The organism is Nonomuraea sp. KM88 (assembly GCF_052245635.1).
Classification (GTDB): domain Bacteria; phylum Actinomycetota; class Actinomycetes; order Streptosporangiales; family Streptosporangiaceae; genus Nonomuraea.
In genome coordinates this window covers 43,252-68,248 of the sequence record NZ_JBQQCC010000022.1, presented here as the reverse complement: position 1 = coordinate 68,248, position 24,997 = coordinate 43,252, and the positions used below count along the sequence as shown (strand labels likewise).

The window sequence follows — 24,997 nt, the reverse complement described above, 5'->3', positions numbered from 1 at the left end:
GCGTGAGCGGTGAAACATCCCAGATCGGGCGCTACCGGCTGCTGAACGTGCTGGGCCGAGGCGGGATGGGCACGGTCCACCTGGCCGAGGATCCCGCCGGGCAGCGCGTCGCCGTCAAAGTGATCAACCCGGAGCTCACCCAGCACGAGCAGTTCCGCATGCGGTTCCGCCGGGAGGCCGACGCCGCCCGGCGGGTGCGCAGGTTCTGCACGGCCGCGGTGATCGAGGCCGCTCTCGACGGCGACCAGCTCTACGTCGTCACCGAATACGTGCCCGGCCCCAACCTCGAGGAGGCCGTACACCAGTCGGGGCCGCTGCGCGGGTCCAGCCTCGACGCGCTGGCCGTCAGCGTCGCCACCGCGCTCACCGCCATCCACGGCGCCGGGGTCGTGCACAGAGACCTCAAGCCGTCCAACGTGCTGCTGTCCCCCGTCGGCCCGCGGGTGATCGACTTCGGCATCGCGCGGGCGCTCGACACGCTCGGCGGCGTCACGGGCACCGGCGAGCTGGTCGGCACACCCCGCTACATGGCCCCCGAGGTGCTGCGCGGCGATCCGGTGTCGCCGGCCTGCGACGTGTTCTCGTGGGGGTGCCTGGTGGCGTACGCGGCCAGCGGGCGGGCGCCCTTCGGCGGCGACACGCTGCCGTCGATCGTCTACCAGGTCCTCAACACCGAGCCGAACCTCGACGCCGTCGAACCCGGCCTGCGCGAGCTGGTCGGCGCCGCGCTGCGGAAGGACCCGGCCGCCCGGCCGACCGCGCAGCAGCTGCTCGACCATCTCGTCGGGCGCTCGGCCGCGCCGGAGCAGGCGGCGCAGACCGTACAGGTGACCTGGCAGCAGGCCGCCACCGCCGCCTACACCGGCGTGCGGCCGGGCGCGGCGAAGGGGCGCGGCAAGCTGATCGCGGGGATCGCGGCGGCCACGGCGCTGGTCGTGGCCGGCGGGGTGACCGCGTGGGCGCTGCTCGGCCCCGATGGGCCGCCCGACGACCTGCGCGTCCTCTACCGCGAGGACTTCACGCAGACCAGCGGCGGCTGGAACGGCACCTACGACCCGGACCAGAGCTCCAGCTACGGATATCGCACGGACGGCACCTACGGGCTGGACGTGGAGAAGTACAATGAGGAGCGCTGGGCGGAGGCGCCCATCCCCTTCCTCGTCGCCGAGCCCACGACCACGCCCGACCCCTCGGCCACGCCCACGCCGATGTTGCCGTCGTCCGTCGTGGTCGCCGTCACCTCCGAGGTCAAGAAGTCTGCGGGCGCCGGCGAGTACGGCGTCTACTGCCACAACCCCGAGGACAGCACCTACTACGAGTTCGGGCTCGACACGAAGGGGCAGGCCAGGATCCGGCGCATCTTCGACGGCGCCGGCGGCACGCTGGCCCAGCCGGTGCAGGTCGACGGGCTGCCCGGCAAGCCCGCCCGCATCGTGGCGTCGTGCGAGCAGCGGGGGACGGCGGTGCGGCTGACGATGTGGGTGAACGACCAGCGGGTGCACCAGGTGGACGACCCCAACGGGATCGGCAACGGCAATGTGGGATTGTTCGCGCGTACGGCGAAGGACGGCACGTCGCTGCTGAAGACGACGTTCGACGACTTCGAGCTGCGCGCCCAGAAGGAGCCCTGAGCGCGCCCGTTCAGCGGGCCGTGGCCCCGCTCAGAGGACGCCGGCGCGGGCGGCGGCGAGCGCGGCGTCGGCGGCGCGGTCGGCGTCCTGCTCGGTCACCGGCTCGTGCGCGACGAACAGCCGGTAGTAGACGGGGGCGACCGCGACCCTGATCACCTCGCGCACGTCGATGACGTCGGGCAGCTCCCCCCGCGTGATCGCCCGCCTGACCACCTCGGCCGACTGCTCGTGCCGCGCATCGAAGAACTCGTGCAGCGCCCGCGCCGCGCCGGGATTCTGCATGGCGGCCGCCACGAACGCCGACGAGACCGGCCCCAGCTCCGGATCGTCGAACCCGGTGCGCACCAACTGCACGATGCCCCGCAGATCGCCTTCGATCGAACCGGTGTCGGGGACGGGCCACGGCTCGTCCGTGGCCAGCTCGAGAGCGTCGGAGATCAGCCCTTCGACGTTGCCCCATCTCCGGTAGACCGTCGTCTTGTGCACCCCTGACCGCTCGGCGATGTTCTCCACCGTCAGGCCCGCGTAGCCGCGCTCGCCCAGCTCGGCGAGCGTCGCCCTGCGTACGGCATCACGCACGCGTGCGCTCCGCCCTCCTGGACGCTTGTTCGACTGCAAAATCTACTCCAGTTGCATTAACTGTCCCCGCATGCCACACTAAAGCTACATCAGTTGCGATTGGAGTTCTATCCTGATCAGCCTCCGCAGAGTTTCCAAGGCCTACGGCGATCGCGCCGTGCTCGTCGACGCGTCCATGTCCGTGGGCCCCGGCGAGCGGGTGGGCGTCGTCGGCGACAACGGCTCGGGCAAGTCCACGCTCCTCCGGCTGCTGGCCGGGGTCGAGGCGCCCGACGACGGCGAGGTCACCGTGCCCGACGACGCCGGCTACCTCGGCCAGACGCTCGGCCTGCCGCCGTCCCACACGGTGCAGCAGGCGATCGACGCCGCGCTGGCCGGCCTGCGCGCCATGGAGCGCCGGATGCGCGAGCTGGAGTCGTCACTCACTGACGAAGTCATGGGCGAGTACGGCGAGCTGCTCACGGCGTACGAACTGCGCGGCGGCTACCAGGCGGACGCGCGGGTGGACAAGGCGTTCCACGGGCTGGGCCTGGCCCGCGTGGGCCGCGACCGAGTGTTGTCGAGCCTGTCGGGCGGCGAGCAGGCGCGGCTCGGCCTGGCCTGCGTGCTGGCCGCCTCGCCCCGCGTGCTGCTGCTCGACGAGCCGACCAACCACCTCGACGCGCCGGCGCTCGCCTGGCTCGAGGACCGCCTGCGCGAGCACAGGGGCGCGGTGGTCGCCGTGTCCCACGACCGGATCTTCCTCGACCGGGTGGCGACGGCGGTGCTCGAGGTCGAGCGGGGCGCCATCACCCGGTTCGGCGGCGGCTACACCGGTTTCCTCGCCGCCAAGGCGGCGGCCAGGGCGCGCTGGGAGCAGTCCTACGCGGCGTGGTGCGAGGAGGTGCGCCAGGTGCGCGAGCGCGCGGCCACCACGGCGCACCGGGTGGCCGCCGGGCGGGTGATGCGCGACAACAACAAGGTGGCCTACGACCGCGACGCTGGGCGGGTGCAGAGCTCGGTCGCCAGCCGGGTCCGCAACGCCCACGAGCGGCTGCGCCGGCTGGAGGCCGACCCGGTCCCACGCCCGCCGGAGCCGCTGCGCTTCCGCGGCACCTTCGGCGGCGCGCCGACGGCACGCATGCCCTCCGGCGCGGCCGGGGCCGCGGCGGGCGAGCACGACACCGCGCCGACGGCACCCGTCTCCTCCGGCCCGGCCGGGGCCGCGGCGGCCCGCGTGGTCGTGGAGCTGCGCGACGTACGCGTCGGCGAGCGGCTGCGGGTCGACTCGCTGACGATCAGGGCCGGTGACCGCCTGCTGGTCCGGGGCCCCAACGGCGCGGGCAAGTCCACGCTGCTGCAGACCATCGCCGAGCACGCGGGGAGCGGGGTCGGATTCCTGCCGCAGGAGGTCACGTTCGACCCGGGCCAGACCGTGCTCGACGCCTACGGCCTCGGCTACGCCGACGAGCGCAGGGCCGCCCTGCTGGCCACCGGCCTCTTCCGGCCGCACACCCTCGACCAGAAGGCGGGCGCCCTGTCGGTCGGGCAGCAGCGCAGGCTCGCGCTGGCCAGGCTGCTGGGGCGGGAGCACGACCTGCTGCTGCTCGACGAGCCGACCAACCACCTGTCGCCGGTGCTGGCCGAGGAGCTGGAGCAGGCGCTCGACGCCTACGACGGCACGCTCGTCGTGGTGTCACACGACCGCGCCCTCGCCCGGCGCTTCCGAGGCGACGACATCGAACTCATCGGGGGAACCATATGTTGACCAGGATCAGTGCCGGCGCACCGTACGGCATCACGACAGGGGCGGACGGAGCCCTGTGGTTCACGCTCGTCCACGAAGGGCGCGTCGGCAGGCTGGTGCCCGGCCAGGAGCCGGTGATCCACCAGCTCGACCCGGCCGACGGCCTGCCGACCGTGATCACGCCGGGTCCCGGCGGGGACCTGTGGTTCACCGAGGGCAAGGGCGGGCGGGTCTGCCGCATCACCGCCGACGGGCAGGTGACGGCGCACGCGGCCGACTCCCCCTACGGCATCGTCGCGGGCCCCGACGGCGCCATGTGGTTCACCCAGATGCAGAGCGGCAGGATCGGGCGCATCGCGGCCGACGGGACGCTGAGCGAGTTCCAGGTGCCGGTGGAGGGCGGCATGCCCGCATTCCTCACGGCGGGGCCCGACGACGCCCTCTGGTTCACGATCAACCAGGGCAACGCCATCGGCCGCGTGTCGATGGACGGCAAGGTGACCGTTCACCCGCTCCCCACGGAGGGCGGCGCGCCGGTGGGCATCACGCCGGGGCCCGACGGGGCGCTTTGGTTCGTGGAGATCGGCGCGGGCCAGATCGGCCGGATCGACACCGCCGGCGACATCAGCGAGTTCGCCCTTCCCGACCGGGAGGCCCGCCCGCACGCCATCATCACCGGCCCCGACGGCGCCCTCTGGTTCACCGAATGGGCTGCCGGCCGCCTCGGCCGCATCACGATCGACGGCGTCATCGATCACCATCCGCTCCCCCGCCTTCCTGAGGATCTCGCCCACGGGCCTGACGGCGTGCGCAAGGGCGAGCCGCACGGGCTGACGGTCGGGCCCGACGGGGCGATCTGGGTGGCGCTGGAGGCGGGCGCCCTGGCCCGCATGTCCCCGGCGCCGCCGGCCTGACCCCCGCGGTTCGGTTCCTGGCCGGTCCGCCCCCGTCCGTGCCTGCTGTGCGGGCCCCGTCAGCGGGCGGGTCCCGTCCACTCCCGCACGGGGCCGGTTGGATCGGAGCGGCGGCGAGGGAGTTGACTAGGGGCATGCAGAGCATCGTCGTTTCCGCCCAGGGCGGCCCAGAGGTTCTCGAGTACGCCGAGCGTCCCGACCCGGTGCCGGGTGAGGGCGAGGTCGTGGTCGACGTCGCCGCCGCCGGGGTCAACTTCATCGACATCTACCATCGATCCGGCGCCTACCCGCTCAACCTTCCCACGTCCATCGGTCTGGAGGGCGCCGGCACGGTCTCGGCCGTGGGGCCAGGGGTGCGCGACCTCGCCGTGGGTGACACCGTGGCCTGGGCTGACGTCATGGGAAGTTACAGCGGCAAGGTGGTGGTGCCGGCGGCCCGTGCGGTGCCGGTGCCCGACGGCGTGCCGGCCGACGTGGCGACGGCGGCGATGCTCCAAGGGATGACGGCCCACTACCTCACCCACTCCACCCACGAGGTGGGCGAGGGCGACCAGGTGCTCGTTCACGCGGGGGCGGGCGGCATGGGCCAGCTGCTGATCCGGCTGGCCAAGCTCAAGGGCGCCACGGTCCACACGACGGTCTCCACCGACGAGAAGGCCAAGCTGGCCCGGCAGGCGGGCGCCGACGAGGTGCTGGGCTACGACGACTTCACCGACGCCCTGCGCGGCAAGATCGACGTCGTGTACGACGGGGTCGGCAGAACGACCTTCGACGGCGGCCTGGAGGTCCTGCGGCCGCGCGGCCTCATGGCCCTGTACGGCGCCGCCAGCGGCCCGGTCCCGCCGCTCGATCCCCAGACGCTCAACCAGAAGGGCTCGCTCTTCCTCACCAGGCCCACGCTCGTGCACCACATCGCGCGGCGCGAGGAGCTGCTGCAACGCGCGTCCGACCTGTTCGGCTGGATCTCGGCGGGGCAGCTCCCGATCACCATCTCGCGCCGCTACCCGCTGGCCGAGGCGCGTCAGGCCCACGAAGACCTCGCGGCCCGCCGCACGACAGGAAAGCTCCTCCTCCTACCCTGACGGGCATGGACATCGCTGGATCGGTGTTATCGTTCGCCGCCGTGGTCGCCCTGCTCACGCTCACCCCGGGCCTCGACACGGCCCTCATCCTCCGGACGTCGTTGCTGGCGGGCCGGGGGCCGGCCTGGGGGGGGTGACGCTGGGCATCCAGTTCGGCACCCTGATCTGGGGTGTGCTCACGGCGGCGGGCCTGTCGGCGCTGCTGGCGGCCTCGGAGACGGCCTACCAGGTGCTGCGCTGGGCGGGTGTGGCCTACCTCGTGTGGATGGGCCTGCGCATGATCCTGACCGGGGCGGGCGCGCATGCGCTGCCGGAGCAGCAGGCTGCCGGGTTCAGGAAGGGGTTCGGCCGCGGGCTGGTGACCAACCTGCTCAATCCCAAGGTCGGCGTCTTCTACGTGGCCATGTTGCCGCAGTTCATCCCGGAGGAGGCGCCGCACGCGGTCATGGGATTGCTGCTGGCCGGGGTTCACGTGGTCGAGGGGCTGCTGTGGAGCGTCGTGCTGATCTGGTTCGCGTCGATGATGAGCGGGTTCCTGCGCTCGCCCGGCGTGCGGCGGTTCCTCGACCGGCTGACCGGCGTCGTCATCGTCGGCTTCGGCGTACGCCTGGCGTTCACCGACTGATCTGCGCGGCCTTCGTCCAGGTGCGGGAGGTACGCAGGTAGCCGGCACGCCCTGCCCATGCCCGGCGGACCGCACCCCGGACCGCGAACGACGCTCGGCTGCGACCCACCGGTCGAGCGTCTCGTTCGCCGAACATCGCCTTATAGGGTCTCTAAAAGTAGAGACTCTCTACTCTGGTGTTAGGGTGCGGGCATGGACTTCCCGAACACCACGTCGTTCATCACCGGAGCAGCGCAAGGCATCGGCCTCGGCATCGCCCGTGCCCTCGCCCGCCAGGGCGGCAGGCTCGCGATAGCCGACATCGACGACGCCGCGCTCGGCGAGGCCGCCGCCGAGCTGGCCGAGCTGACCGAGGTGGCCGCCTTCCCTCTCGACGTACGCGACCGTGAGGCCTACGCTCGCGCGGCGGACGAGGCCGAAGCGCGGCTCGGCCCGGTCACGGTGCTGTGCAACAACGCCGGGCTGGCGTTCCCGGAGCGGCCCGCGGACATGACCTACGAGTTGTGGGACCTCGCCCTGGACATCAACCTCGGCGGGGTCGTCAACGGTGTCCAGACCTTTCTGCCCCGCATGCTCCGCCGCGGCGGGCCCGCGCACATCGTGAACACCGCCTCCGCCGCCGGGTTGATCGGCGCGGGAGTCGGCCCGATGTACACCTCGTCGAAGTTCGCCGTCGTGGGCCTGTCCGAGTCGCTGCGTCACCAGCTCGAAACGGCGGGGCATCCCGTCGGCGTCACGGTCCTGTGTCCCGGCGGTGTCGCCTCGAACATCGCCCGGTCCTCCCGCTCCCTGGTCGCCACCCAGCATGGCGGCCCCGAACTCAGGCGGGCACAGGACAGGATCGACCAGCTCATGCCCAGGATCGACGCCGCCGTGGCGCGGTTCGGCGTCCCCGCCGACACCGTCGGTGACCTCGTGATCGGGGCCATCCGGGCGAATGACCTGTACGTGCTCACCGACCGCGCGGGGATCGACCTCATCACCGCCCGGACCCAGGCCATCCTGGCGGCCATGCCCGCGACCTCCCCGGTCGAGGGAGACCTGGACCACGTCCGCGGCGCGGTCCATGAACCGTGAGCGCCCCCCGGCGAGAGCCCTCGCGGGTGGATCAGGGGGCGCCCGGGGGCAGGACGGGCACCTCCGGAGGGCCGTGCTCGATGAGCCGGAGCAGGGCGGCGGTGTCGAGGTGCCGCTCGACGAGGTCGGCCAGCGCGTCGAGCCGTTCTTCCCTCAGCCGGGCGAAGTCGGTGCCCGGAGCCGGCACGAAGGCCCGCCCGGCGCGATCGGCCACGTCGGCCAGGAAGGCGCGGCGGAACCCGTCGTTCTCCAGGGCGCCGTGCCAGGTGGTGCCCCAGACGTGCCCGGCCCGGCACCCGTCGAGGAACGGCTCGCCTCCCTCCACGGTCGCCTGGCCGTGATGGATCTCGTACGCGCGTACGGGCTGCCCGTACGCGACGCCCTCCGGCCGGTCGAGCCGCTTCTCCTGCGCGAACTCGACCCGCACCGGCAGCCGCCCCAGCCCTTCGACCCGGCCCGCGCCTGATTCGACCGTGTCGACGATCTCCCGCCCGAGCATCTGGAACCCGCCGCAGATGCCCAGCACGGGCCCCTCCCTCTCGCTGATCGCCGCCGCCAGGCCGGTCGCGCGCAGCCACGCCAGGTCGTCGACGGTGGCCCTGGATCCGGGCAGCACCACCAGGTCGGCGTCGTCCAGCTCGACCGGGTCGGTCACGAAACGCACCACCACCCCCGGCTCGGCGGCCAGGGCGTCCAGGTCGGTGAAGTTCGAGATCCTGGGCAGCCGTACGACCGCCACCCGCAGGGTCTGCCGGCCGTGTGGCGGGCCGGCGGCGACCCTGCGGCCGTCGAGGGCCAGCGAGTCCTCCACGTCGAGCCAGAGCCCGTCGAGCCACGGCAGCACGCCGTAGACCGGGCGTCCGGTCAGCCGTCCGAGCATGTCGAGACCGGGCTGCAGCAGTTCGGGGGCGCCGCGGAACTTGTTCACGACAAATCCGGCGATGTGGGATTGATCTGCAGCGTCCAGGAGCCCCACCGTGCCGTAGAACGCGGCGAACACCCCTCCCCTGTCGATGTCGCCGACCACGATCACGGGCAGGTTCGCGGCCCTGGCCAGGCCCATGTTGGCGATGTCGCCGCGGCGCAGGTTGATCTCGGCGGGGCTGCCCGCGCCCTCGCACACCACCACGTCGTACTGCTTCCTGAGCCTGCCCAGCGCCTCCAGCGCCGTGGTGCGGAGCAGGTCCTTGAGCGCGCCGTACTCCATCGCGTCGACGTCCGCGACCGGGCTGCCCATGAGCACGACCTGGCTGCGGCGGTCGCTGCCTGGCTTGAGCAGGACGGGGTTCATGTCCGCGACGGGCTCGACGCCGGCGGCCTGCGCCTGCATGGCCTGTGCCCGGCCGATCTCGGCGCCCCCGGCGGTGACGTACGAGTTGAGCGACATGTTCTGGGCCTTGAACGGCGCGACGCGGACGCCCCGGCGGGCGAGCCAGCGGCAGATGCCGGCGGTGACGACGCTCTTGCCCGCGTCGGACGTGGTGCCCGCGACCAGCAACGCTCCCTTGACCATGCGAGCACCGTACCGGAGCCGACCGATCACGAAATTTCCGCGAAACCCCCCATTTACGAATGCTGTGACTTCTGCCACTCTGGCTAGAACATCACCCTAGAACGCAATTCTAGAGTTCCCTAGGGAAAGGGTGGGCATGGTCGGTACGTTGGGCTCGCCACGCTCCGGCGCCATCGACGCGCAGGCCCGCGCGCCATTCGGCTGGGCACCGCTGATCGTTCTGTTCATCGTCGGACTCGTCGACCGCATCGAGCACAACCTCCTGTCGGGCGTGCTCCCCCTCGTCCAGCGCGAATGGGGCTTCAGCGACACCGCCGCCGGCTCCATCCCGACGGCCGCCGCCCTGGCCGCCGCGATCGTGTCGCTGCCCGCCGGCTACCTGGCCGACCGGTTCAGCCGTACGCGGATCATCGCGGTGGTCGTCTTCGTCTGGGCCATCGCCACGCTCGGCTCCGGCCTGGCCACCGGCTTCGTCATCTTCTACCTGATGCGGGTGCTCCTGGCCGCGGCCGAGAACATCGACAACCCGGCCGCCGGCAGCCTGCTCGCCGACTACTACCCGCCGGTCAGCCGCGCCAAGGCGTACGGGCTGACCCGCGTCACCACCTACCTCGGCGGCGTCGGCACGCTGCTCGGCGGCGTGCTGGCCGAGATGTTCTCGTGGCGCACGGCGTTCCTCGTCATGGTCGTCCCCGGCGTCCTCACGGCACTGCTGGTCTGGTTCCTGCGCGAGCCGCGCCGCGGCGAGCTGGACCGGCTGGTGGCCCAGGGCGAGCCCGCCCCCGCCGCACCCGCGGCGGAGCCGAAGCCGCCGTTCTGGCGGCAGTTCAGGCAGGTGCTGGCCATCCCCACGCTGATCTTCGTCTGCATCGGGCTGTCCTTCCTCACCCTCGGCCTGGCCGGCATCTTCTACTGGCTGCCCACGCTCATGGTGCGCGGCTTCGACGTCGGCGTGGGCACCGCCGGCTCGCTGAGCGGCCTGATCACGGTCGCGGGCACGCTGACGGGCACCCTGGTGGGCTCGTGGCTGGGCCGCAAGTGGCACGGCAGCCGCAAGGGCGGCCGGCTGCTCGCGGGCGGCGGCGGCATCACCGCGGGCTCACTGGTGCTGGCGCTCGCGCTGTCGATGGACTCGATCGGCGCGCTGACGGCGCTCGTGCTGCTGGCCTGCTCCCTGATGTCGATCGCGATCCCCAACATGATGGCGTGCGTGGCCGACGTGGTGCCGGCCGCCGCGCGGGGCCTCGGCTTCGCGGTGCTGCAGCTGCTCATCACGGCGGGCGGCGCCTTCGGCTCGCTCATCGTCGGCATCGCCTCGGACCGGCTCGGCTCGCTGGTGTCCGGCATGTACCTGCTGGTGATCCCGATGGTCGTGGGCGGCCTGCTCACGCTCGGGGCACGGGCGTCGTTCGAGCGCGACGCGCGCCGGGTCCTGGAGGACGCCGCCCGCCGGCCCTAGGCTGGACAGATGCCGTCCGACCTGCCCATCTGCCGCACCTGCGGCGTCCAGTACGGCGAGCCGCGCGCCGACTGCCCGATCTGCGAGGACGAACGCCAGTACGTGGGATGGGACGGCCAGCAGTGGACGACCATGGCCGGGCTGGCGGACGAGGGCCATCGCGGACGTGTGGCGGAGGAGGGCCCCGGCGTGGTGGGCATCGGCACCGCCCCGCCGACGGCCATCGGCCAGCGCGCCCTCCTCGTCCGCACACCGGCGGGCAACGTCATGTGGGACATGGTCTCCTACCTGGACGACCAGCTGATCGCCGAGGTCAGGGAGCTGGGCGGGCTGGCGGCCATCGCGATCAGCCACCCCCACTTCTACGGCTCCATGATCGAATGGTCGCGGGCCTTCGGCGACGTCCCGATCTACATCCACGCCGCCGACCGTCCGTGGGTGGCCCGCCCCGACGACGCCGTGGTCCTCTGGGAGGGCGACACCCACCAGATCGCGGACGGCCTGACGCTGATCAACGCGGGAGTGCACTTCGCGGGTGGGCAGGTGCTGCACTGGTCGGGCGGCGACGGCGCCCTGTTCTCGGGCGACATCGTCCAGGTCGTCCAGGACCGTCGCTGGGTGAGCTTCATGTACAGCTATCCCAACTACATCCCCGAACGCCCGCACACCGTGCGCCGCGCCCTGTCGCTGCTGGAGCCGTACGCGTTCGACCGGGTCTACGGCGGCTGGTGGAACCGCGTCGTCCACACGGACGGCGCGGCGGCCGTGCGCCGCTCGGCCGAGCGTTATCTCGGCTTCGTCGAGGAACGCTGAGCGCCCTCAGCCCTGCGGCGGCCTGCGCTGCTCCTGCGAGCCCGGCTGCGCCTGCTCCTGGGCCTGCTCCTGCCCCTGCTGGGCGCGCCGCTGCTCCTCCTCCGAGCCCGCGGCGCCTCCGCCGCCGTAGCGCTGCTGCACCGTGTCGGCTCCCTTGCTGATCTGGTCGTCGTACTTGTGCCCGGTGCGCTCCTTGGCGTACTGCTCGGCGCGGTCGAGCACCTGGTCGGCCTGCTTGGAGTGCCCTCTGGCCAGGTTCTCCGCCTTCTTCAGCCATTCTCCGATGCGGCTCATGACCGTTTCCCCGTTTCTTCAGGCTACGGTCGCCCTCTACCCGGACCTAAACGCATGATGTTCTCCCAGCTCATCGGGTTTGCCGCCGCCGTCCCCGTCAGTCGAACAGCGCCCGGTTGGCCACGCTCCAGGCGATCCTGCGGCCCACCTCGTCGAGGTATCCCTCCTCGACCCACCGGGCCTGCGGCTGGTGCCCCGCTTCCGCCATCGTGCGGACGAGGGCGGCCACGTCCCGCTGGACCTCGACCACCCGGTCGGCCAGGCCGGCGGCGCCGGCGAGACCGTAGGCGGCGGCGAACGACTCCATCCGGTGGCGGCGGTCGGGCGGCTCGGGGTAACGCAGCCAGCGCAGGCACTCGGCGTCGTCGCGGAAGGGCGCGAGGTATTCCAGGGCGTAGGCGACGTCGTGCAGGCGCTCCGCCGGCCGGGCGTAGTCCCAGTCGAGGATCCCGACCGGCACGTCCCCCTGCCAGACGATGTTCCACGGCCCGAAGTCGCCGTGGCAGACCACCTCGCCGCCGTCGAGCCCGCGCTGCCCCGTGTGCCAGACGAGCTCCTGCGGCGGATCGAAACCGGCGACCGCGTCGTGGTAGGCGCGCAACAGCCGGGCGCACGACTCCAGCCCGGCGTCGCCGACCACCTTCGCCCAGCTCCGCGGCCCGGACTCGCCCTCCAGATAGGTGAGGACCTCGCGTCCCTGCTCGTCGATCCCGAGCACCCGCGGCGCGTAGGGGAACCCGGCATCCTCCAGATGCCGGAGCAGCGCGTGGACCGCCGGCGTCCAGGGCTGGACCGGCCTGCGCACGGTGTCGCCCACCCGCACCACCCGGCGATGCGGCGTGTCCTGCAGCACGATCTCCTCGGCCATGGAACGCGGGCTCCTCTCCTCGGCCATCCAGGAGTCTCACGATGCCATGCCGATCGCGGGACGTCGCCCCGCGGCGCGGCGAGAGCGGAACCGCCGCGCCACGGGGCCGCCGTCACGACCGGAACGCGGGCAGGTCCAGGCCACGCGGGTGCGGCAGGCCTCCCCTCCGCAGGTCCTTCAGGCGTTCCCGCAGCTCGCCGAGGTCCGGCGGCGGACTCGTCACGAAGGACGCGGTCCGCCTGCCGCCCGCGCGCGTGCCGGCGACCATGACGTCGTCGCCCGCCTTCAGGTCGGCCACGGACGCGTCGTCCTTCCCGTCCGCGCGCACCTCGGTGTCGCCGTCGAGCACCCAGGTCCAGCTGGTGCCGTCGGCGCTCCTGACCGTCATCGACATGCCCGCGACCTCGGTGATCCGGCCCCGCTGGTGGTTGCGCACCGTCGTCCGGCCGTCGTCGTCGCGCGTCACGGTCTCGCCGTACAGCACCTCGCCCCGTTTCGGCGGGTGCGCGGAGAAGGCCGGGGACGGGGTGACGCCAGGCGTCGCGGCGTACGCCGCGCTGCCGAGCCCTCCCACGAGTACGGCCGCCGTCGCGACGGCCACCAGATGTTTCATGTGGTTCCTCCTTGTCGGTCGCCAGGCAGTCTCCGGCGGCGGCGCTAACACGGGCGTAACACCGCAGGCGTTACACCCGTGTTATCGGGTCGCCGCCAGGGTGGAGAGGCAGAGGCGACGCGCGGCGGAGGTGGCGATGCGGGTGCTGGTCGTGGAGGACCAGGCGGATCTGGTGGAGATCCTGCTCGAAGGGCTCCGGGCCGAGGGCATGGCGGTGGACGCGGCGTTCGGCGGGGCGAGCGCGCTGGAGCAGCTCGCGGTCAACCGGTACGACGTCGTCGTGCTGGATCGCGACCTGCCGGACGTGCACGGCGACCAGGTGTGCGCGGAGCTGGTGGCGGGCGGCGCCCACCCGCGGGTGCTCATGCTCACCGCGGCGGGCACGCTCGGCGACCGGGTCGAGGGGCTCGACCTGGGCGCCGACGACTACCTGGCCAAGCCGTTCGCCTTCGCCGAGCTGGTGGCGCGGATCCGCGCGCTGGCGCGGCGGTCCAACCCGGCGCTCCCGCCCGTGCTGGCGCACGGGGACCTCACCGTGGACACCGCGCGCCGCGTGGCCACCCGCGCCCGGCGGCCCCTGGACCTGACGCTCAAGGAGTTCGGCGTGCTGGAGGTGCTGCTGGGCGCGCGCGGAGCCGTCGTCACCAGCGAGGAACTGCTGGAACGGGTCTGGGACGCCCACGCCGACCCGTTCACCAACACCGTCAGGGTCACGATGATGCGCCTGCGCCGCAAGCTCGGCGAGCCGGGCGTCATCGACACCGTGCCCGGCGCGGGCTACCGGATCGGCCGGCCATGACGGCGGCGGCGTCGATCGCCCGGCTGCGTCCCGCCGCCACCATCCGGCTGCGCCTGACCGTGCTGTACGGCGGGCTGTTCGTGGCGGTCGGCGTGCTGCTTCTCACGATCACGTACGGGCTGTTCGCGCAGCAGTTGCAGGCGCGCGGCCGGGGCGTCCCCCGGCCGGATCCGCCCGTCCTGACCCCTCACCCGAACGATCCCGGATCCATCCGGGAACGGATCGTCGAGGCGCTCGCCCAGCAGCGGGCCGAGGCGCTCAGCGAGCTGCTCACGCAGTCCGTGCTCGCTCTCGCGCTCGTGTCGGTCGTCGCGACGGCGCTCGGGTGGGTGATGGCGGGACGGGTGCTGGGCCCGCTGCGCGACATCACCGCGGCCGCGCGGCGGTTGTCGACGCACAACCTCGACGAGCGCATCAACCTGCGCGGCCCGCGCGACGAGCTGAAGGAACTCGCCGACACGATCGACGCCATGCTCGGCAGGCTGGCCGCGGCGTTCGAGGCGCAGCGCCGCTTCGTCGCCAACGCCTCGCACGAGCTGCGGACCCCGCTCACCGTGCAGCGCGCCGCCGTCGACGTCGCGCTCGCGCGCCCTTCGCTGGAGTCGCTGCTGACCATGGCCCGGCGGATCCGCGCCGCGACCCGGCGCCACGAGCACCTCATCGCCAGCCTGCTCACCCTCGCCCGCAGCGAGCGCGGGATCGAGCGCTACCAGCCCGCCGATCTCGCGGCGGCCGTACGGGACGCCCTAGCGACGGCGGCGGGCGACATCGAGCTCAAGGGCCTGCGGCTCGCGCACGCGCTCGCCCCCGCTCCCCTTTCAGGCGATCCCGTGCTGCTGGAACGGCTGGCCGGCAACCTCGTCGAGAACGCGGTCCGCCACAACGTCGAAGGCGGCTGGATCGACGTGCGCACGGAGGCCGGTCCCGGCTCGGTGACGCTGCACGTCGCCAACGGCGGCGCGCGCGTCGCCCCCGAGGCGGTGGCCGCGCTCTTCGAGCCGTTCCGCAGGCACGCCCCCGACCGGGCCCGCGGGGCAGGGCAGGGGCACGGGCTCGGACTGTCCATCGTCGCCGCGATCACCCACGCCCACCTGGGCCGCTACGCCGCCAGGGCCCGCGAGGGAGGCGGCCTCGAGGTGTCGGTCACCCTGCCGCGGGCCGCCCACGCCCCCGTGCCGGCTGCGAAGGACGCGCGAGCCGCCCCTACCATTCGCGCATGACCACGTACGACTTCACGCTCACCGCCGAGGGCCCGTTCGACTTCGGCGCCTCGCTGCGCTTCGTCGAGGAGTGGCCGGCGACCAGCGCGCTGCCGTCCGACGGCCGCTCGCTGCGCTTCGCCTACAACGCGGAGGCGGACTGGCTGCCGATCGGGGTGACCGCGAGGGCCGCGCCCGGCGGGGTCACCGTCACCACCACCCGCCCCGCCGGGCCGGACATCCGGGACGAGGTGGCGCGCATCCTCTCCCTCGACGTCGACGGCTCCGGCTTCGCCAAGCTCGGCGAGGCCGACCCGGTGCTCGGCGACCTGCAGCGGCGCAGCCCGGGCCTGCGGCCGGTGTGCTTCTGGACCCCGTGGGAGGCGGCCTGCTGGGCGGTGATCGTGCAGCGGTCGTCGATGGTCATCGCCTCCCGGCTCAAGCAGCGCATCGCCGAGCGTCACGGCGCCCGGGTCACCGTGGACGGGCGGGCGTACGCGGCCTTTCCGCCGCCCGTGTCCCTGCTGGACGCCGGCGGTCTCGGCCTGCCGGGCCAGAAGGAGGAGTGGCTGCGCGGCCTGGCCCGCGCGGCGCTCGACGGCGTGCTCACCACCGAGCACCTGCGCTCGCTCTCCCCCGCGGACGCCCTGGCCGAGCTCCGTGCCCTGCCCGGGGTCGGGCCGTTCTCGGCGGGTCTCATCCTGATCCGCGGCGCCGGCGCGCCCGACGCGTTCCCCGGTGACGAGCCGCGCCTGTTCGCGATCCTGCGGGAGGCGTACGGCCTGCCGGAGGACGCGCCGCCCGCCGCGTACCGGAGGCTGGCCGAGGCGTGGCGGCCGTACCGCTCGTGGGCCTCCTTCCTGTTCCGGGCGGCCACGTACGGGGTGGCGGACGACCGGCCCGCGCAGTAACCGATTTCCCCCGCGTGATGCTTCCCCTCGCGATGCCCGTCACCGCCACGGTCACCCTGCTGACGTTCCTCGCCACGTGGAACGCCTTCTTCCTACCGCTCGTCTTCACCTTGAGGGGATGGCGGGCGCCGTGAAGTCGTGACCGCCCGCCCCGCCCTGGCCGTCCCGGTGACCGGCTACGCGAGGAGCCGGTCGGCCCGGTCCAGCAGGGCACGGCGTTCGGCCTCGCCGCCGGAGAGCGCGGCCGCCCGCCGGAACAGGGCCGCGGCCCGCTCCCTGCCGCCGTCGCGGGCGATGAGGTCGGCCTCGGCGGCGAGCGCGGGCGGATAGCCGTCGAGCGCGCCGCCCGCGCGGGCCGCGGCCAGCAGTTCCAGGCCCGCTGCCGGACCGTACGCGTACCCGTGCGCCACGGCCCGGTTCAGCTCGATCACCGGGGAGGGCTGGATCCGGACGAGCGCGTCGTAACAGGCCGCGATCGCCGTCCACTCGGTCGCGTCGGCGCACGCCGCGGTGGCGTGGCAGGCCGCGATCCTGGCCTGCAGCACGTACGGGCCGTCCTCGCGCACCCCGGAACCGCCCCGCCGCGCCCCCGCGCTGCGCTCCCGCGTCCCGAAACCGCCCCACCGCGCCCCCGCGCTGTCCTGACGCGTTCTTGCCAGGGCGGCCAGGCCCTCCGCGATCGCGGCGTGGTCCCAGCGGGAGCGGTCCTGGCGGTCGAGGGTGAGCAGGTCGCCGTCGCCGTCACGGCGGGCATCGCGCCTGGAGTGCTGGAACAGGAACAGGGCCAGCAGCCCGGAGATCTCCGGCTCATCCGGCATGAGCCGTTCGAGCAGCCGGGCCAGCCGGATCGCCTCATCCGCGAAGGCGGGCTCGCCACCCGCGTCGTAACCGCGAGTGAACAGCAGATAGAGCACGGCGAGGACGCCGGGCAGCCGTTCGGCGAGCGCGGGACCGGCCGGCACCCGGTAAGGGATGCCGGCGTCGGCGATCTTCGTCTTGGCCCTGGTCAGGCGACGGGTCATGGTGGACTCGCTGACCAGGAAGGCCCGCGCGATGTCGGCGGTCGGCACCCCGCAGACCGTGCGCAACGTCAACGCCACGCGCCCCTCCAGGGGGAGCGCGGGGTGGCAGCACGTGAAAACCAGGCGCAACCGGTCGTCCACGACCTGCTCCTTCCCTGTGCCGGGGCCGGGGTCGGCGAGCGCGAGCACCGCCACTTCCTCGAGCTTGCGGCGCTCGGTCGACGCCCGTCGCAGGGCGTCGACCGCGCGGTTGCGCGCCACCGTCATGAGCCATCCGCCCGGGTTGGCGGGCACGCCGTCCGCGGGCCAGCGTTCGAGGGCGAGCGCCAGCGCCTCCTGAGCGCAGTCCTCGGCCAGCGTCCAGTCCCCGGTGACGCGGATCAGAGCGGCGACGATCCGCGCGAAGCTGTCCCTGCCCGCGACGGCGACGGCTCCCGCAGCGTCGCCATCCGTCCGCACCGGGCCGGCGTCCGCCCGCGCCGCGTCGCCGCCGGTCACCGCCGTGCCGTCGAGGGCCGGGTGCGCGTCAGTCACGCGGCGGGCCGTCCGGGCCGGTGAACGGGCGCAGCTCGAGCCGTCCCGCCCGCGCCATGGGGTGGGTCCGCGCGACCTCGATCGCCTCGTCCAGGTCGGCGCATTCGAGGAGGTCGTATCCCACGATCACCTCTTTGGTCTCGGTGAACGGCCCGTCGGAGACCAGCAGCTCGCCGTTGCGCACGCGTACGGTCGTGGCCGCGGACGTGGGGGCCAGCGCGTCGCCGTCGAGGCGCCGGCCGCGGGCGTCGTTCTCCGCCACCCACGCCTCAATGTCCGGCATCTCCGACTTATCGGTGTCCGGCGCTGTGTCGCTGCAGACGAACATCATGTACTTCATCTCTACGCTCCTTCGTGTCGTGTTCTCAGCAAAGGTGACGAACGGGCTGCCCCGATCCGGACAACGGAACGGCGGAAATTTCCGCCGCCGCGTCCGGCGCACACCCGGGTGAGTATGCAGACACGACACGTGCCCGGGAGTCATCGCTCTGCGCGACAATCGTTCCCGGGCACGGCGAAGCGGCACAGCACGGCGGGGCCCGCAAGGCGCTGACGGGCGCCCTCGCGCGAGCGCACCCCGTATCCGGCGGGCTGGGAATCGACGGAGACCGCATGTCTCGTATGATCCGGTGGACGCGGAGGAAGGCACGGTGATGACGGGCGACCGGTTCGCCACCCACGACCTCGAGCTCCGCGACGGCGTCGTGGTCAAGCGCTACCGGTCGTGGGAACGGCAGGAGCCCCAGCGGGAGTGGGAGGCGCTGACCGTGCTGGCCGCGCACGCGCCCGGCCTCGCCCCGGCGCCGGTTGTGGCCGCCCTGGACGCGGTGCCCCCCAGCGTGACGATGACCCGGCTGCCGGGCGTCCCGCTGCGCGGCGAGCGTACGACGGACGAGCAGGCCGAAGCGCTGGCCGACGCCCTCGGCCGGTTGCGCGAGGCGGTGCCCGCCGCGGTCGTGTCGTCCATGCGGCCGGCCGCGTGGACCCCGGCCAAGGCCGTGGCGAAGGCGCGGACCTATGCCGCCGGGCAGCAGCCCGATCCCGGGGACGACCCCCTCGTGCGGAAGGCGTACGCGCAAGGGACGGCATGGCTGGCGGGCCCCGACCCTGACGAGCTACTCGCCGATCCCTTCCCTCCGGTCCTCGGGCAGGCGGACGGCAACCACGCCAACTACCTGTGGGACGCACACGAGCGCCGGATCCGGCTCCTGGACTGGGAGGACTCCGGCCGCAACGACCGCGCGTTCGAGCTGGGCGACCTCCTGGAGCACGTTTCGCGGCTCGACGGCGACCTCGACGCGGCGCTGCTGCTGGACCGCATCGGGCTCGCGCGGGCGGAGCGCGCCCGCGTGCTGGGTTTCCGGCGGCTGATCGCGTTCTCCTGGTTCTCCATGCTCGGGCCCGCGGGGCCGTTCGCCGCGCGTAACCCGGCCGGGACGTGGGAGCGGCAGGCGGGACGGGTGCTGGAACTGCTCGGCTGAGCACGGGATGGCCGGCTCATGAGGGTTTTCTCATCTCACGGCTGTGTACAGAGAGCTTCAGCTTCATTACTGTCTGTAGCTGACAGTGATCCTTCACAAGGAGGTTCCCCGTGCGTCCATCCCCTCGTAAGATCGCCGCCGTCGCGATGTTCGCCGTCGCCGCAGGCCTGACCCTGTCGGCTCCAGCCCATGCCGTCGTCGACCCCACGCAGCTCACCAGCTTGGAGTCGATCACCAAGATCGACCCCATCGTGATGGCCAACTGCGCCACCGGCGGCATCGCCGACCCCGTCGGCGCGGTGGCCGTACCACCCGAAGTCCCGCTCGTGGGCTGCCTCACCCTCTGATCACCGGCGAGGCGCCGGTCGTGGCCGTGCGGCGACGACCGGCGCCTCGACACGCCATGCCCTCCGGGCCCGGCTCCGTCAACGCACCGCCGTGCCGTCCTCCCGGGAGCTGCCGTCACAGGGTGGGGCCGCCCGCTGACCGCGTCCATGGGCCGGGCGCCTGAGCGAGCAGGTATGCCTCCAACGCCCACCGCGCGTCGGCCAGCGCGGAGTGCCGCTCGATGCCCTGCGGCGGTTCGGCGCCCACCGCGGCCAGCAGCCGGTCGGCATCCCAGGGAGCGTGCGTCACCTCCAGCGGCGGCCCGGCGAGCTCCGCCACCAGCCCCGCCGGTCCCCCGAGCCGTTCAGCGGCGGCCGCCAGCGCGGCATGCCAGCCGTGGATGAACCCGCGAACATGAACCTGTGCACAAATCACGTGGTAGTGATAGGAGGGTCGCAGATCGTATTCAGATAGAAGCGCCCTGAGGAACATGTCGTCGAACCCGGGAACGATGCCCACGATATGTCTGCCCTGCAGTAACGCGGCGATCTCGGTCGCCGCCTCCCGCCGGGAGGTCCGCCGCCATGATCCGTCGGTCCCCAGGGTGGCGACGCCCCACTCCCGCAGGCGGGGATGGTGCCGGCGCGCGAAGTTGCTCATAGCCAGGAACTCCGGGTCGGCGACCGCCTCCGGCCAGAACTCCCAGACCCGCTCCAGCCTCGCCCTTTCGTGGGGAATGACGATGGCGTACTCCCACAAGGTGTCGGGATTTTTCGCCAAGAAAGGGTCACGGCCGGTTGTCTCACCATCGACACCGGCAATTTTCTCGAACCCTTCGAAGGAGGGATCAGAGGCCATCAATTCTCTCCTTCATGGCGATTTTATGAATTTCCTCGACCAGCCGGCCCGTCGCCACCCTGTCCGGACCCTCGCCGAACGCGGCGTTCACTGCCGACAGCGCTCGTTCCCGCCGCTCGATCAACGAGGTGACCGTGCCGGTCTCCAGCCCGGTGCCGCCCCGCCGAATGCTCTCGATCGCGAGCCGGAGCACCTGGAAGCTCGACGCGCGCAACATCAGCAGCGCGGAGGTGGCCACGCGCAGGAGATCCGGCCGGTCACGACCCGTCCTGACCACATTGCGGATCAGCTGGTACGCCTGGTCCAGCCCGCTCCACCAATCCAGCCCCATCTGCCGCGCCCGAGCCACGCGCGGATCGGCGTAGTCCCAGGAATAGGCCATCATGTTGGGATCCATCGTGGTCAGCATCGGTGCGAGGCGGCGACTGCGCGCCATCGGCGAGTCGACCTGGATCCGTAGTTTTCCGAACGGCGCGCCCGCGTGCCGCCACAACCCGCTGGAGAGCATCAGGTCAACGCTTTCCGCCAGTTCCTCCAGCGTGACGAGAGGGTCGAAGAGGATCAGCCCGATCTCCACGTCGAAACCGCGACGGACCAGGCGCCGCACCGCGCTGATCGAATGGTCGGCGGTGGCCCGCTTGCCGAAACGCCGGATCTGTGACCCGGACAACGTCTCCACACCGAGGTACACCTGGCGAAGACCCGAATCGTACAAGTCGGCCAGTTCCGCCTCCGAGGTCCCCATCCCCTGTCGATCCCCCTGGCGTCCCATCAGGGTGTCCACCCGCATCGAGACCGTGTAGGTGAACGGTCCGTGGTCCCGTACGAGTGCGGCGATCCCGGCGCCGGGCTGGAAGTCCTCGTCGGTGAAGGTGAAGCGGCGCACCCCCATCACAGCCAGCGCCGACAGGTCGGCGGCGATCCGTTCCCGCGCGGTGGCGTTCCACTGGTCGGCCCGTCCCGGCGGCCGCGTGCAGAAGGTGCACCGGCCGAACTGGCAGCCGCGGCTGGCCTCGACCCGGCGGAAATAGTCGCCGCCCACCCGCAACGGAGGCGGGTACACCGGCTGGCCGTCCGACCGGGCGGGGGTGCGCACGAGTTCCCCGCGCTCCATGAAGACGACGTCGGCGAGCCGATGTCGCGGTTGCCCGGACAGGTAGGCACGGAGCGCGTTCTCGCCCCAGCCACGGATGATCAGTACGTCCGGGTCGACGCCGAGGAAACGTTCCGGCAGGTGGGTCGGCAGGGCATGCCCCAGCAGGACCTCGGGGTGACCCCGCGCCGACCGTAGCGCGCGCAGCAGTTCGATGATCTCCAGTGCCGTGTCGTACGTGCCCTGGGGTACGGACAGGCCGACCAGTTCGTGCCGTTCGCGGCGGACGTAGGCCACGAAGTCGCTCACCGCCCGTGGGTCGGTCACCGGGTTGACCGTACGGACCTCGACCTCCGTCAGGTCCTGGACCGCGGAGGCCAGCGTGGCCACGGAGAGGGGCTCGGCATCGGCAGGCTGTAGCGGGCTGTACAGCTGAACGAGCAGGAGCCTCCGGGACGAGGCGGTCACGAGCGTGCCTTGTTCAGCGAGATGTGCGGTTTGTTCATATGGCAGCTGAACAGGCAGCCAGGACAACGATCCTGTTTGATCTCCTCGCGAACCGCCCGCATCTCGGGAGCTCGCCAGATCCGCACCAGATCGAACCCCGGCTGCGCGAGCGAGGCCACGGCCGGCATGGACCAGCAGGGACGCAGGTTGAGGTCCTGGTCGATCACGACATCGGTGTAGGCCACCGTGCATCGTTCCGGATGGAAGGTCCGGTCGCGGAAGAAGCGGGGAATCTGCTGGAGGAAGTCCGGCCGGCTGTTGATGGGGAACGTGCCGTCCTGTGCGCCACGGACGAGTTCGGCGATGATTCCGTCCAGCCGGGCCAGATCGGGCTCGGCCGGCCACAGATGGGTCAGGATATGGTCGTCGAGGCCGGTACCGGCGAAGTGGACTGGCTGGTACTGCACGGTGACGCCCAACCGGCGGGCGTAGTCGGCGAGGGGGATCAGGTCGTCGAGGTTGGCCCTGGTGACGGTGACGTAGAGCGCCACCCGTGGCCTTGTCCGCTCGTCATCGGCCAGAATCTCGATGGTCCGACGCACGCGAGCGGCCTTCAACCCTCGGATGGCCATGAGCCGGTCAGGAACCAGGCTGTCGATGGAGATGCCGACCTTCGTGATCCCCAGGCCGACGAGGGCTCTCACGTGTTCCCGGGTGATCAGGGAGCCATTGGAGATCACCCGGATCTCGAACCCGCACTCGAGCGCCGTTTCCAGCACGGCGGGGAGGTCACGGCGTAGGAACGGCTCTCCGCCGCTGACCACCAGATCGCCGACGCCCAGGCGGCGTAACTCGCCGAACAGGTAGGCCAGCTGCTCCAGCGGCGGGTCGAGCCTCGGATCACGGGGCGCGGTCCAGTCGGCGCAATATCCGCAACCGGCGTTGCACCGTTTGACGACGTTGACGTAGGCGGTGCGCGGTGGCAGCAGAGGTTCGCCGCGGCTGAAGGACTCCAGCAAGAGGTCCGCATCCGGTGGAGTCATGACCACCTCCCGGGCGTCAGCCGGGGTTCACGTCGACCATCGTGGACTGCTCGGGATAGAAGGCCGGCGTGGTCGCCGTCACGTATTTCAGGTTGCCCTCGATGTACCAGCGTTTGCCGGCCAGCACGGTGGCGACGTCCTGGGCGCCGAGCTTGAACTCCTCACCCTCGATCCAGATCGTGCCGGCGCCGTCGATGATGTAGATGGCGAACGTGCAGTCCTCTTCCAGGAAAGCCTTGCCCGGCTCGCCGGGACGGCGGCCGTTGACCTCCATATAGGACATGCGAAGCGCGTGGGACTGGTTTGGATATTCGTAGATGACACCCTTTTGGTCGGGACGCACCACGAACGCGTCGCTTCTTGAGTATTTCGGCGATTCCACTGGAATACCCTCCATTATTCGAAGAGCGCGTAGCCGTCGATGCCCGGCGATCGAACCGTATCACCCGCCGGGGCCGCCAAGAAGAGTCAACGATCGCAGAACCCGTTCAACGCACCTGGTCGCCGGACTCGTCGACCGGATCACGGTGACGGTGTTCGCCGACGTGTCGAAGCGGAGGTGCTCGATTGCACCATCCTGTCTCAGTGGATCGGTTTCGGCGGATCGAAGGCGATAGTACAGCATACGATCACCCTGGTTTTCCGGGCCCGGCACGCCAAGCCGGCGACGTGTCCGAAACGCGATGTCAGAGACTTTCGCCTGGCACTCCACGACAACGGCGACGAGCCGCGAACGTTCTGCGAGACGATATGCGGCCGCCCGATATGCCGATCGCAGAAAAGAGGCGTCCAGCACCGCACCAGACTCCGTCACCCCGTGTAAGAGCCTCTTGTAGACCTCGTCCCGCATCTCCGGCCGGTAGAGGTCGCCGGAGGCGAACCCCAGCGCGGCCCGCAGGTCGTGGCTGGCGTGCAGCGGCAGGTCGAGCTGCCTGGCGAGGGCTCGCGCCGTCGTGGTCTTGCCGGTCGCCTGCTGACCGGACATGAGGACCAGAAGGTCGCCCGGCATCAGCGTTCCGAAAGATCGAGCAACTCGAGCATCTGCTCGACCCCCTCCATAGCGCCGCCGTCCGGTCCGGCGCCGAGCTTGGCGAGATCGAGGGCACGCTTGCGATGTCGCTGCAACTCGGCCCCGAACCCGTCGAGCAGTTCGCCGGCTTGCCCGCGGGTCAGGTCAGGGCTGGTCGCCATCGCCGAATAGAGCGCCACCATGTGAGACTTCGCGATCGACCACTGCGGACGGCCCGGTTCGAGGGCGTGCCGGAGAGCCTGTTCCCAGATCGCGTAGAACGGGAGCAGCGAGACGTCGTCACGGGAGCGGCTGCCGTTGACGCTGAAGTGCACGAAGTCGTGGTCGACGATCCTGGAGAGGCTGCCGGGTGATGAGCCGATGCGCAGTTCACCGTTCGCGATCCACAGCTCATCGGGACTCAGCTCACCTGACGGCCGATCCATCAAAGCGATATGAAGGGATTTAAGCGGCTCGTTCCCACCGCCGAAATCCTTGGCGAAGGCCAGCACGGGCACCACCGCGTCCTGCAGACCGACCACGGCCTCCAGAGCCGACAACACCGAGTTGCTCACCACGCTCAGGGACTCGCCGACCACGCGCGGCGCGAACGGCTGCAACACCCCCGACAGGGTCTCCGCGATGTTGATCATGGATGAGATGAGGTTCTCCCGCACCACCTTGTAGAGCACGATGCGGATCCGGATCGGGCTTCCCAGGTAGGGCAGAGGACCCACCGTGCGGATGTCGCGGATGATCGCGTTGGGCCCCACCTGCATGCCCGCCGACTCGAACAGGGCCGGCCCGACGACGTACGGGATGCTGATGTGTCTACTCCCGTAGACGCAGTCCACAGCGATCAGCACCATCGGGTCGTATCTGGTGAACCATTCGCGGGCCGCCGCGAGCTGCACCTGGTTCACGCGCACCTCGAAATAGCCTTCTCCGGGCCCGAACCACGCCGCCTCCCCACCGCCGTCCAGGTTGTGATCGTCCTGGACGGCGGAGTAGGAACGGGTGTCGACGCGTCCGGTCCTGGCCCTGCCCAGCAGATCACCGATGCGCTGCGGCAAGGGGCGC

27 protein-coding genes are annotated in these 24,997 nt (G+C 71.7%); 14 read left to right on the top strand and 13 right to left on the bottom strand.

Annotated elements, in window-relative coordinates; genetic code table 11:
- Window positions 1-2: 2 nt before the first annotated feature.
- Entirely contained in the window at window positions 3-1,631 is a 1,629-nt protein-coding gene (locus ACTWPV_RS42330; RefSeq protein WP_443156106.1) for a protein kinase domain-containing protein, read from the top strand.
- A 30-nt stretch (window positions 1,632-1,661) separates the two neighbouring features.
- On the opposite strand, the gene ACTWPV_RS42325 is transcribed toward ACTWPV_RS42330, so the two are convergent.
- The gene (locus ACTWPV_RS42325; RefSeq protein ID WP_443156105.1) at window positions 1,662-2,210 is read right to left on the bottom strand and encodes a TetR/AcrR family transcriptional regulator; all 549 of its coding nucleotides are present in this window, start codon (window positions 2,208-2,210) and stop codon (window positions 1,662-1,664) included.
- 109 nt (window positions 2,211-2,319) lie between these two features.
- Between ACTWPV_RS42325 and ACTWPV_RS42320 the strand changes: the two genes are divergently transcribed.
- The 6 genes from ACTWPV_RS42320 (at window position 2,320) to ACTWPV_RS42295 (ending at window position 7,634) form a co-directional block, all read left to right on the top strand.
- Complete coding sequence (locus tag ACTWPV_RS42320) at window positions 2,320-3,957, top strand: ABC-F family ATP-binding cassette domain-containing protein (RefSeq protein ID WP_443156154.1); 1,638 nt, start codon at window positions 2,320-2,322, stop codon at window positions 3,955-3,957.
- The gene (locus ACTWPV_RS42315) at window positions 3,951-4,850 is read left to right on the top strand and encodes a Vgb family protein (protein ID WP_443156104.1); all 900 of its coding nucleotides are present in this window, start codon (window positions 3,951-3,953) and stop codon (window positions 4,848-4,850) included. The genes ACTWPV_RS42320 and ACTWPV_RS42315 overlap by 7 nt, the downstream gene beginning before the upstream one ends.
- A 134-nt stretch (window positions 4,851-4,984) precedes the next feature.
- Window positions 4,985-5,932 carry a quinone oxidoreductase family protein gene (locus ACTWPV_RS42310; RefSeq protein WP_347649079.1) on the top strand — a complete coding sequence of 316 codons (948 nt, stop codon included), beginning with the start codon at window positions 4,985-4,987 and terminating at the stop codon, window positions 5,930-5,932.
- Window positions 5,933-5,937: 5 nt separating this feature from the next.
- Entirely contained in the window at window positions 5,938-6,069 is a 132-nt protein-coding gene (locus tag ACTWPV_RS42305; protein WP_443156103.1) for a hypothetical protein, read from the top strand.
- Window positions 6,066-6,557, top strand: coding sequence for a LysE family translocator (locus tag ACTWPV_RS42300; protein ID WP_347649081.1), 492 nt, complete (start codon window positions 6,066-6,068; stop codon window positions 6,555-6,557). Before ACTWPV_RS42305 ends, ACTWPV_RS42300 begins: the two co-directional genes overlap by 4 nt.
- Window positions 6,558-6,749: 192 nt before the next feature.
- Window positions 6,750-7,634, top strand: coding sequence for an SDR family NAD(P)-dependent oxidoreductase (locus tag ACTWPV_RS42295; protein WP_443156102.1), 885 nt, complete (start codon window positions 6,750-6,752; stop codon window positions 7,632-7,634).
- A 31-nt stretch (window positions 7,635-7,665) separates the two neighbouring features.
- On the opposite strand, the gene ACTWPV_RS42290 is transcribed toward ACTWPV_RS42295, so the two are convergent.
- Window positions 7,666-9,147 (bottom strand): cobyric acid synthase, encoded by a 1,482-nt coding sequence (locus ACTWPV_RS42290; protein WP_443156101.1) that lies wholly within the window; start codon window positions 9,145-9,147, stop codon window positions 7,666-7,668.
- A gap of 136 nt (window positions 9,148-9,283) precedes the next feature.
- On the opposite strand from ACTWPV_RS42290, the gene ACTWPV_RS42285 reads away from it, so the two are divergent.
- On the top strand, window positions 9,284-10,606 hold the full coding sequence (locus ACTWPV_RS42285; RefSeq protein ID WP_347649084.1) for an MFS transporter: 1,323 nt from the start codon (window positions 9,284-9,286) through the stop codon (window positions 10,604-10,606).
- A gap of 9 nt (window positions 10,607-10,615) precedes the next feature.
- The gene (locus ACTWPV_RS42280) at window positions 10,616-11,419 is read left to right on the top strand and encodes an MBL fold metallo-hydrolase (RefSeq protein WP_443156100.1); all 804 of its coding nucleotides are present in this window, start codon (window positions 10,616-10,618) and stop codon (window positions 11,417-11,419) included.
- 6 nt (window positions 11,420-11,425) lie between these two features.
- On the opposite strand, the gene ACTWPV_RS42275 is transcribed toward ACTWPV_RS42280, so the two are convergent.
- The 3 genes from ACTWPV_RS42275 to ACTWPV_RS42265 form a co-directional block, all read right to left on the bottom strand.
- Entirely contained in the window at window positions 11,426-11,713 is a 288-nt protein-coding gene (locus ACTWPV_RS42275; protein ID WP_443156099.1) for an antitoxin, read from the bottom strand.
- Between the two features lie 97 nt (window positions 11,714-11,810).
- On the bottom strand, window positions 11,811-12,581 hold the full coding sequence (locus tag ACTWPV_RS42270) for an aminoglycoside phosphotransferase family protein (protein ID WP_443156098.1): 771 nt from the start codon (window positions 12,579-12,581) through the stop codon (window positions 11,811-11,813).
- 112 nt (window positions 12,582-12,693) lie between these two features.
- Window positions 12,694-13,194: a DUF5666 domain-containing protein gene (locus ACTWPV_RS42265; RefSeq protein ID WP_443156097.1), complete on the bottom strand. Its 501-nt coding sequence runs from the start codon at window positions 13,192-13,194 to the stop codon at window positions 12,694-12,696.
- Window positions 13,195-13,330: 136 nt separating this feature from the next.
- Here ACTWPV_RS42265 and ACTWPV_RS42260 point away from each other — a divergent pair, with 136 nt between their 5' ends.
- From ACTWPV_RS42260 to ACTWPV_RS42250, 3 genes are read left to right on the top strand one after another with little or no spacing between them, the layout of a single operon-like run.
- Window positions 13,331-13,993 carry a response regulator transcription factor gene (locus tag ACTWPV_RS42260; protein WP_347649089.1) on the top strand — a complete coding sequence of 221 codons (663 nt, stop codon included), beginning with the start codon at window positions 13,331-13,333 and terminating at the stop codon, window positions 13,991-13,993.
- Window positions 13,990-15,213 carry a sensor histidine kinase gene (locus ACTWPV_RS42255; RefSeq protein WP_443156096.1) on the top strand — a complete coding sequence of 408 codons (1,224 nt, stop codon included), beginning with the start codon at window positions 13,990-13,992 and terminating at the stop codon, window positions 15,211-15,213. The genes ACTWPV_RS42260 and ACTWPV_RS42255 overlap by 4 nt, the downstream gene beginning before the upstream one ends.
- Window positions 15,210-16,103 carry a DNA-3-methyladenine glycosylase family protein gene (locus ACTWPV_RS42250; RefSeq protein ID WP_443156095.1) on the top strand — a complete coding sequence of 298 codons (894 nt, stop codon included), beginning with the start codon at window positions 15,210-15,212 and terminating at the stop codon, window positions 16,101-16,103. The genes ACTWPV_RS42255 and ACTWPV_RS42250 overlap by 4 nt, the downstream gene beginning before the upstream one ends.
- 176 nt (window positions 16,104-16,279) lie before the next feature.
- On the opposite strand, the gene ACTWPV_RS42245 is transcribed toward ACTWPV_RS42250, so the two are convergent.
- Together ACTWPV_RS42245 and ACTWPV_RS42240 are read right to left on the bottom strand one after the other, a co-directional pair.
- Entirely contained in the window at window positions 16,280-17,659 is a 1,380-nt protein-coding gene (locus ACTWPV_RS42245; RefSeq protein WP_443156094.1) for an RNA polymerase sigma factor, read from the bottom strand.
- On the bottom strand, window positions 17,652-17,999 hold the full coding sequence (locus ACTWPV_RS42240; RefSeq protein WP_347649093.1) for a YciI family protein: 348 nt from the start codon (window positions 17,997-17,999) through the stop codon (window positions 17,652-17,654). Before ACTWPV_RS42240 ends, ACTWPV_RS42245 begins: the two co-directional genes overlap by 8 nt.
- A gap of 289 nt (window positions 18,000-18,288) precedes the next feature.
- On the opposite strand from ACTWPV_RS42240, the gene ACTWPV_RS42235 reads away from it, so the two are divergent.
- Window positions 18,289-19,140: an aminoglycoside phosphotransferase family protein gene (locus tag ACTWPV_RS42235; RefSeq protein WP_347649094.1), complete on the top strand. Its 852-nt coding sequence runs from the start codon at window positions 18,289-18,291 to the stop codon at window positions 19,138-19,140.
- 110 nt (window positions 19,141-19,250) lie between these two features.
- Window positions 19,251-19,487 carry a hypothetical protein gene (locus tag ACTWPV_RS42230; protein ID WP_443156093.1) on the top strand — a complete coding sequence of 79 codons (237 nt, stop codon included), beginning with the start codon at window positions 19,251-19,253 and terminating at the stop codon, window positions 19,485-19,487.
- A gap of 115 nt (window positions 19,488-19,602) precedes the next feature.
- Here ACTWPV_RS42230 and ACTWPV_RS42225 read toward each other — a convergent pair whose 3' ends face one another.
- The 6 genes from ACTWPV_RS42225 to ACTWPV_RS42200 all read right to left on the bottom strand — a co-directional run bounded on the left by ACTWPV_RS42225 (window position 19,603) and on the right by ACTWPV_RS42200 (window position 24,990).
- Window positions 19,603-20,247, bottom strand: coding sequence for a hypothetical protein (locus ACTWPV_RS42225; protein WP_443156092.1), 645 nt, complete (start codon window positions 20,245-20,247; stop codon window positions 19,603-19,605).
- A 67-nt stretch (window positions 20,248-20,314) separates the two neighbouring features.
- Entirely contained in the window at window positions 20,315-21,886 is a 1,572-nt protein-coding gene (locus tag ACTWPV_RS42220; RefSeq protein ID WP_443156091.1) for a B12-binding domain-containing radical SAM protein, read from the bottom strand.
- The gene (locus ACTWPV_RS42215; RefSeq protein ID WP_443156090.1) at window positions 21,883-22,908 is read right to left on the bottom strand and encodes a radical SAM protein; all 1,026 of its coding nucleotides are present in this window, start codon (window positions 22,906-22,908) and stop codon (window positions 21,883-21,885) included. The genes ACTWPV_RS42220 and ACTWPV_RS42215 overlap by 4 nt, the downstream gene beginning before the upstream one ends.
- A gap of 16 nt (window positions 22,909-22,924) precedes the next feature.
- On the bottom strand, window positions 22,925-23,191 hold the full coding sequence (locus ACTWPV_RS42210) for a hypothetical protein (protein WP_443156089.1): 267 nt from the start codon (window positions 23,189-23,191) through the stop codon (window positions 22,925-22,927).
- A gap of 159 nt (window positions 23,192-23,350) precedes the next feature.
- Window positions 23,351-23,917 carry an AAA family ATPase gene (locus ACTWPV_RS42205; protein ID WP_443156088.1) on the bottom strand — a complete coding sequence of 189 codons (567 nt, stop codon included), beginning with the start codon at window positions 23,915-23,917 and terminating at the stop codon, window positions 23,351-23,353.
- Window positions 23,917-24,990, bottom strand: coding sequence for a hypothetical protein (locus ACTWPV_RS42200; protein ID WP_443156087.1), 1,074 nt, complete (start codon window positions 24,988-24,990; stop codon window positions 23,917-23,919). The genes ACTWPV_RS42205 and ACTWPV_RS42200 overlap by 1 nt, the downstream gene beginning before the upstream one ends.
- Window positions 24,991-24,997 lie beyond the last annotated feature (7 nt).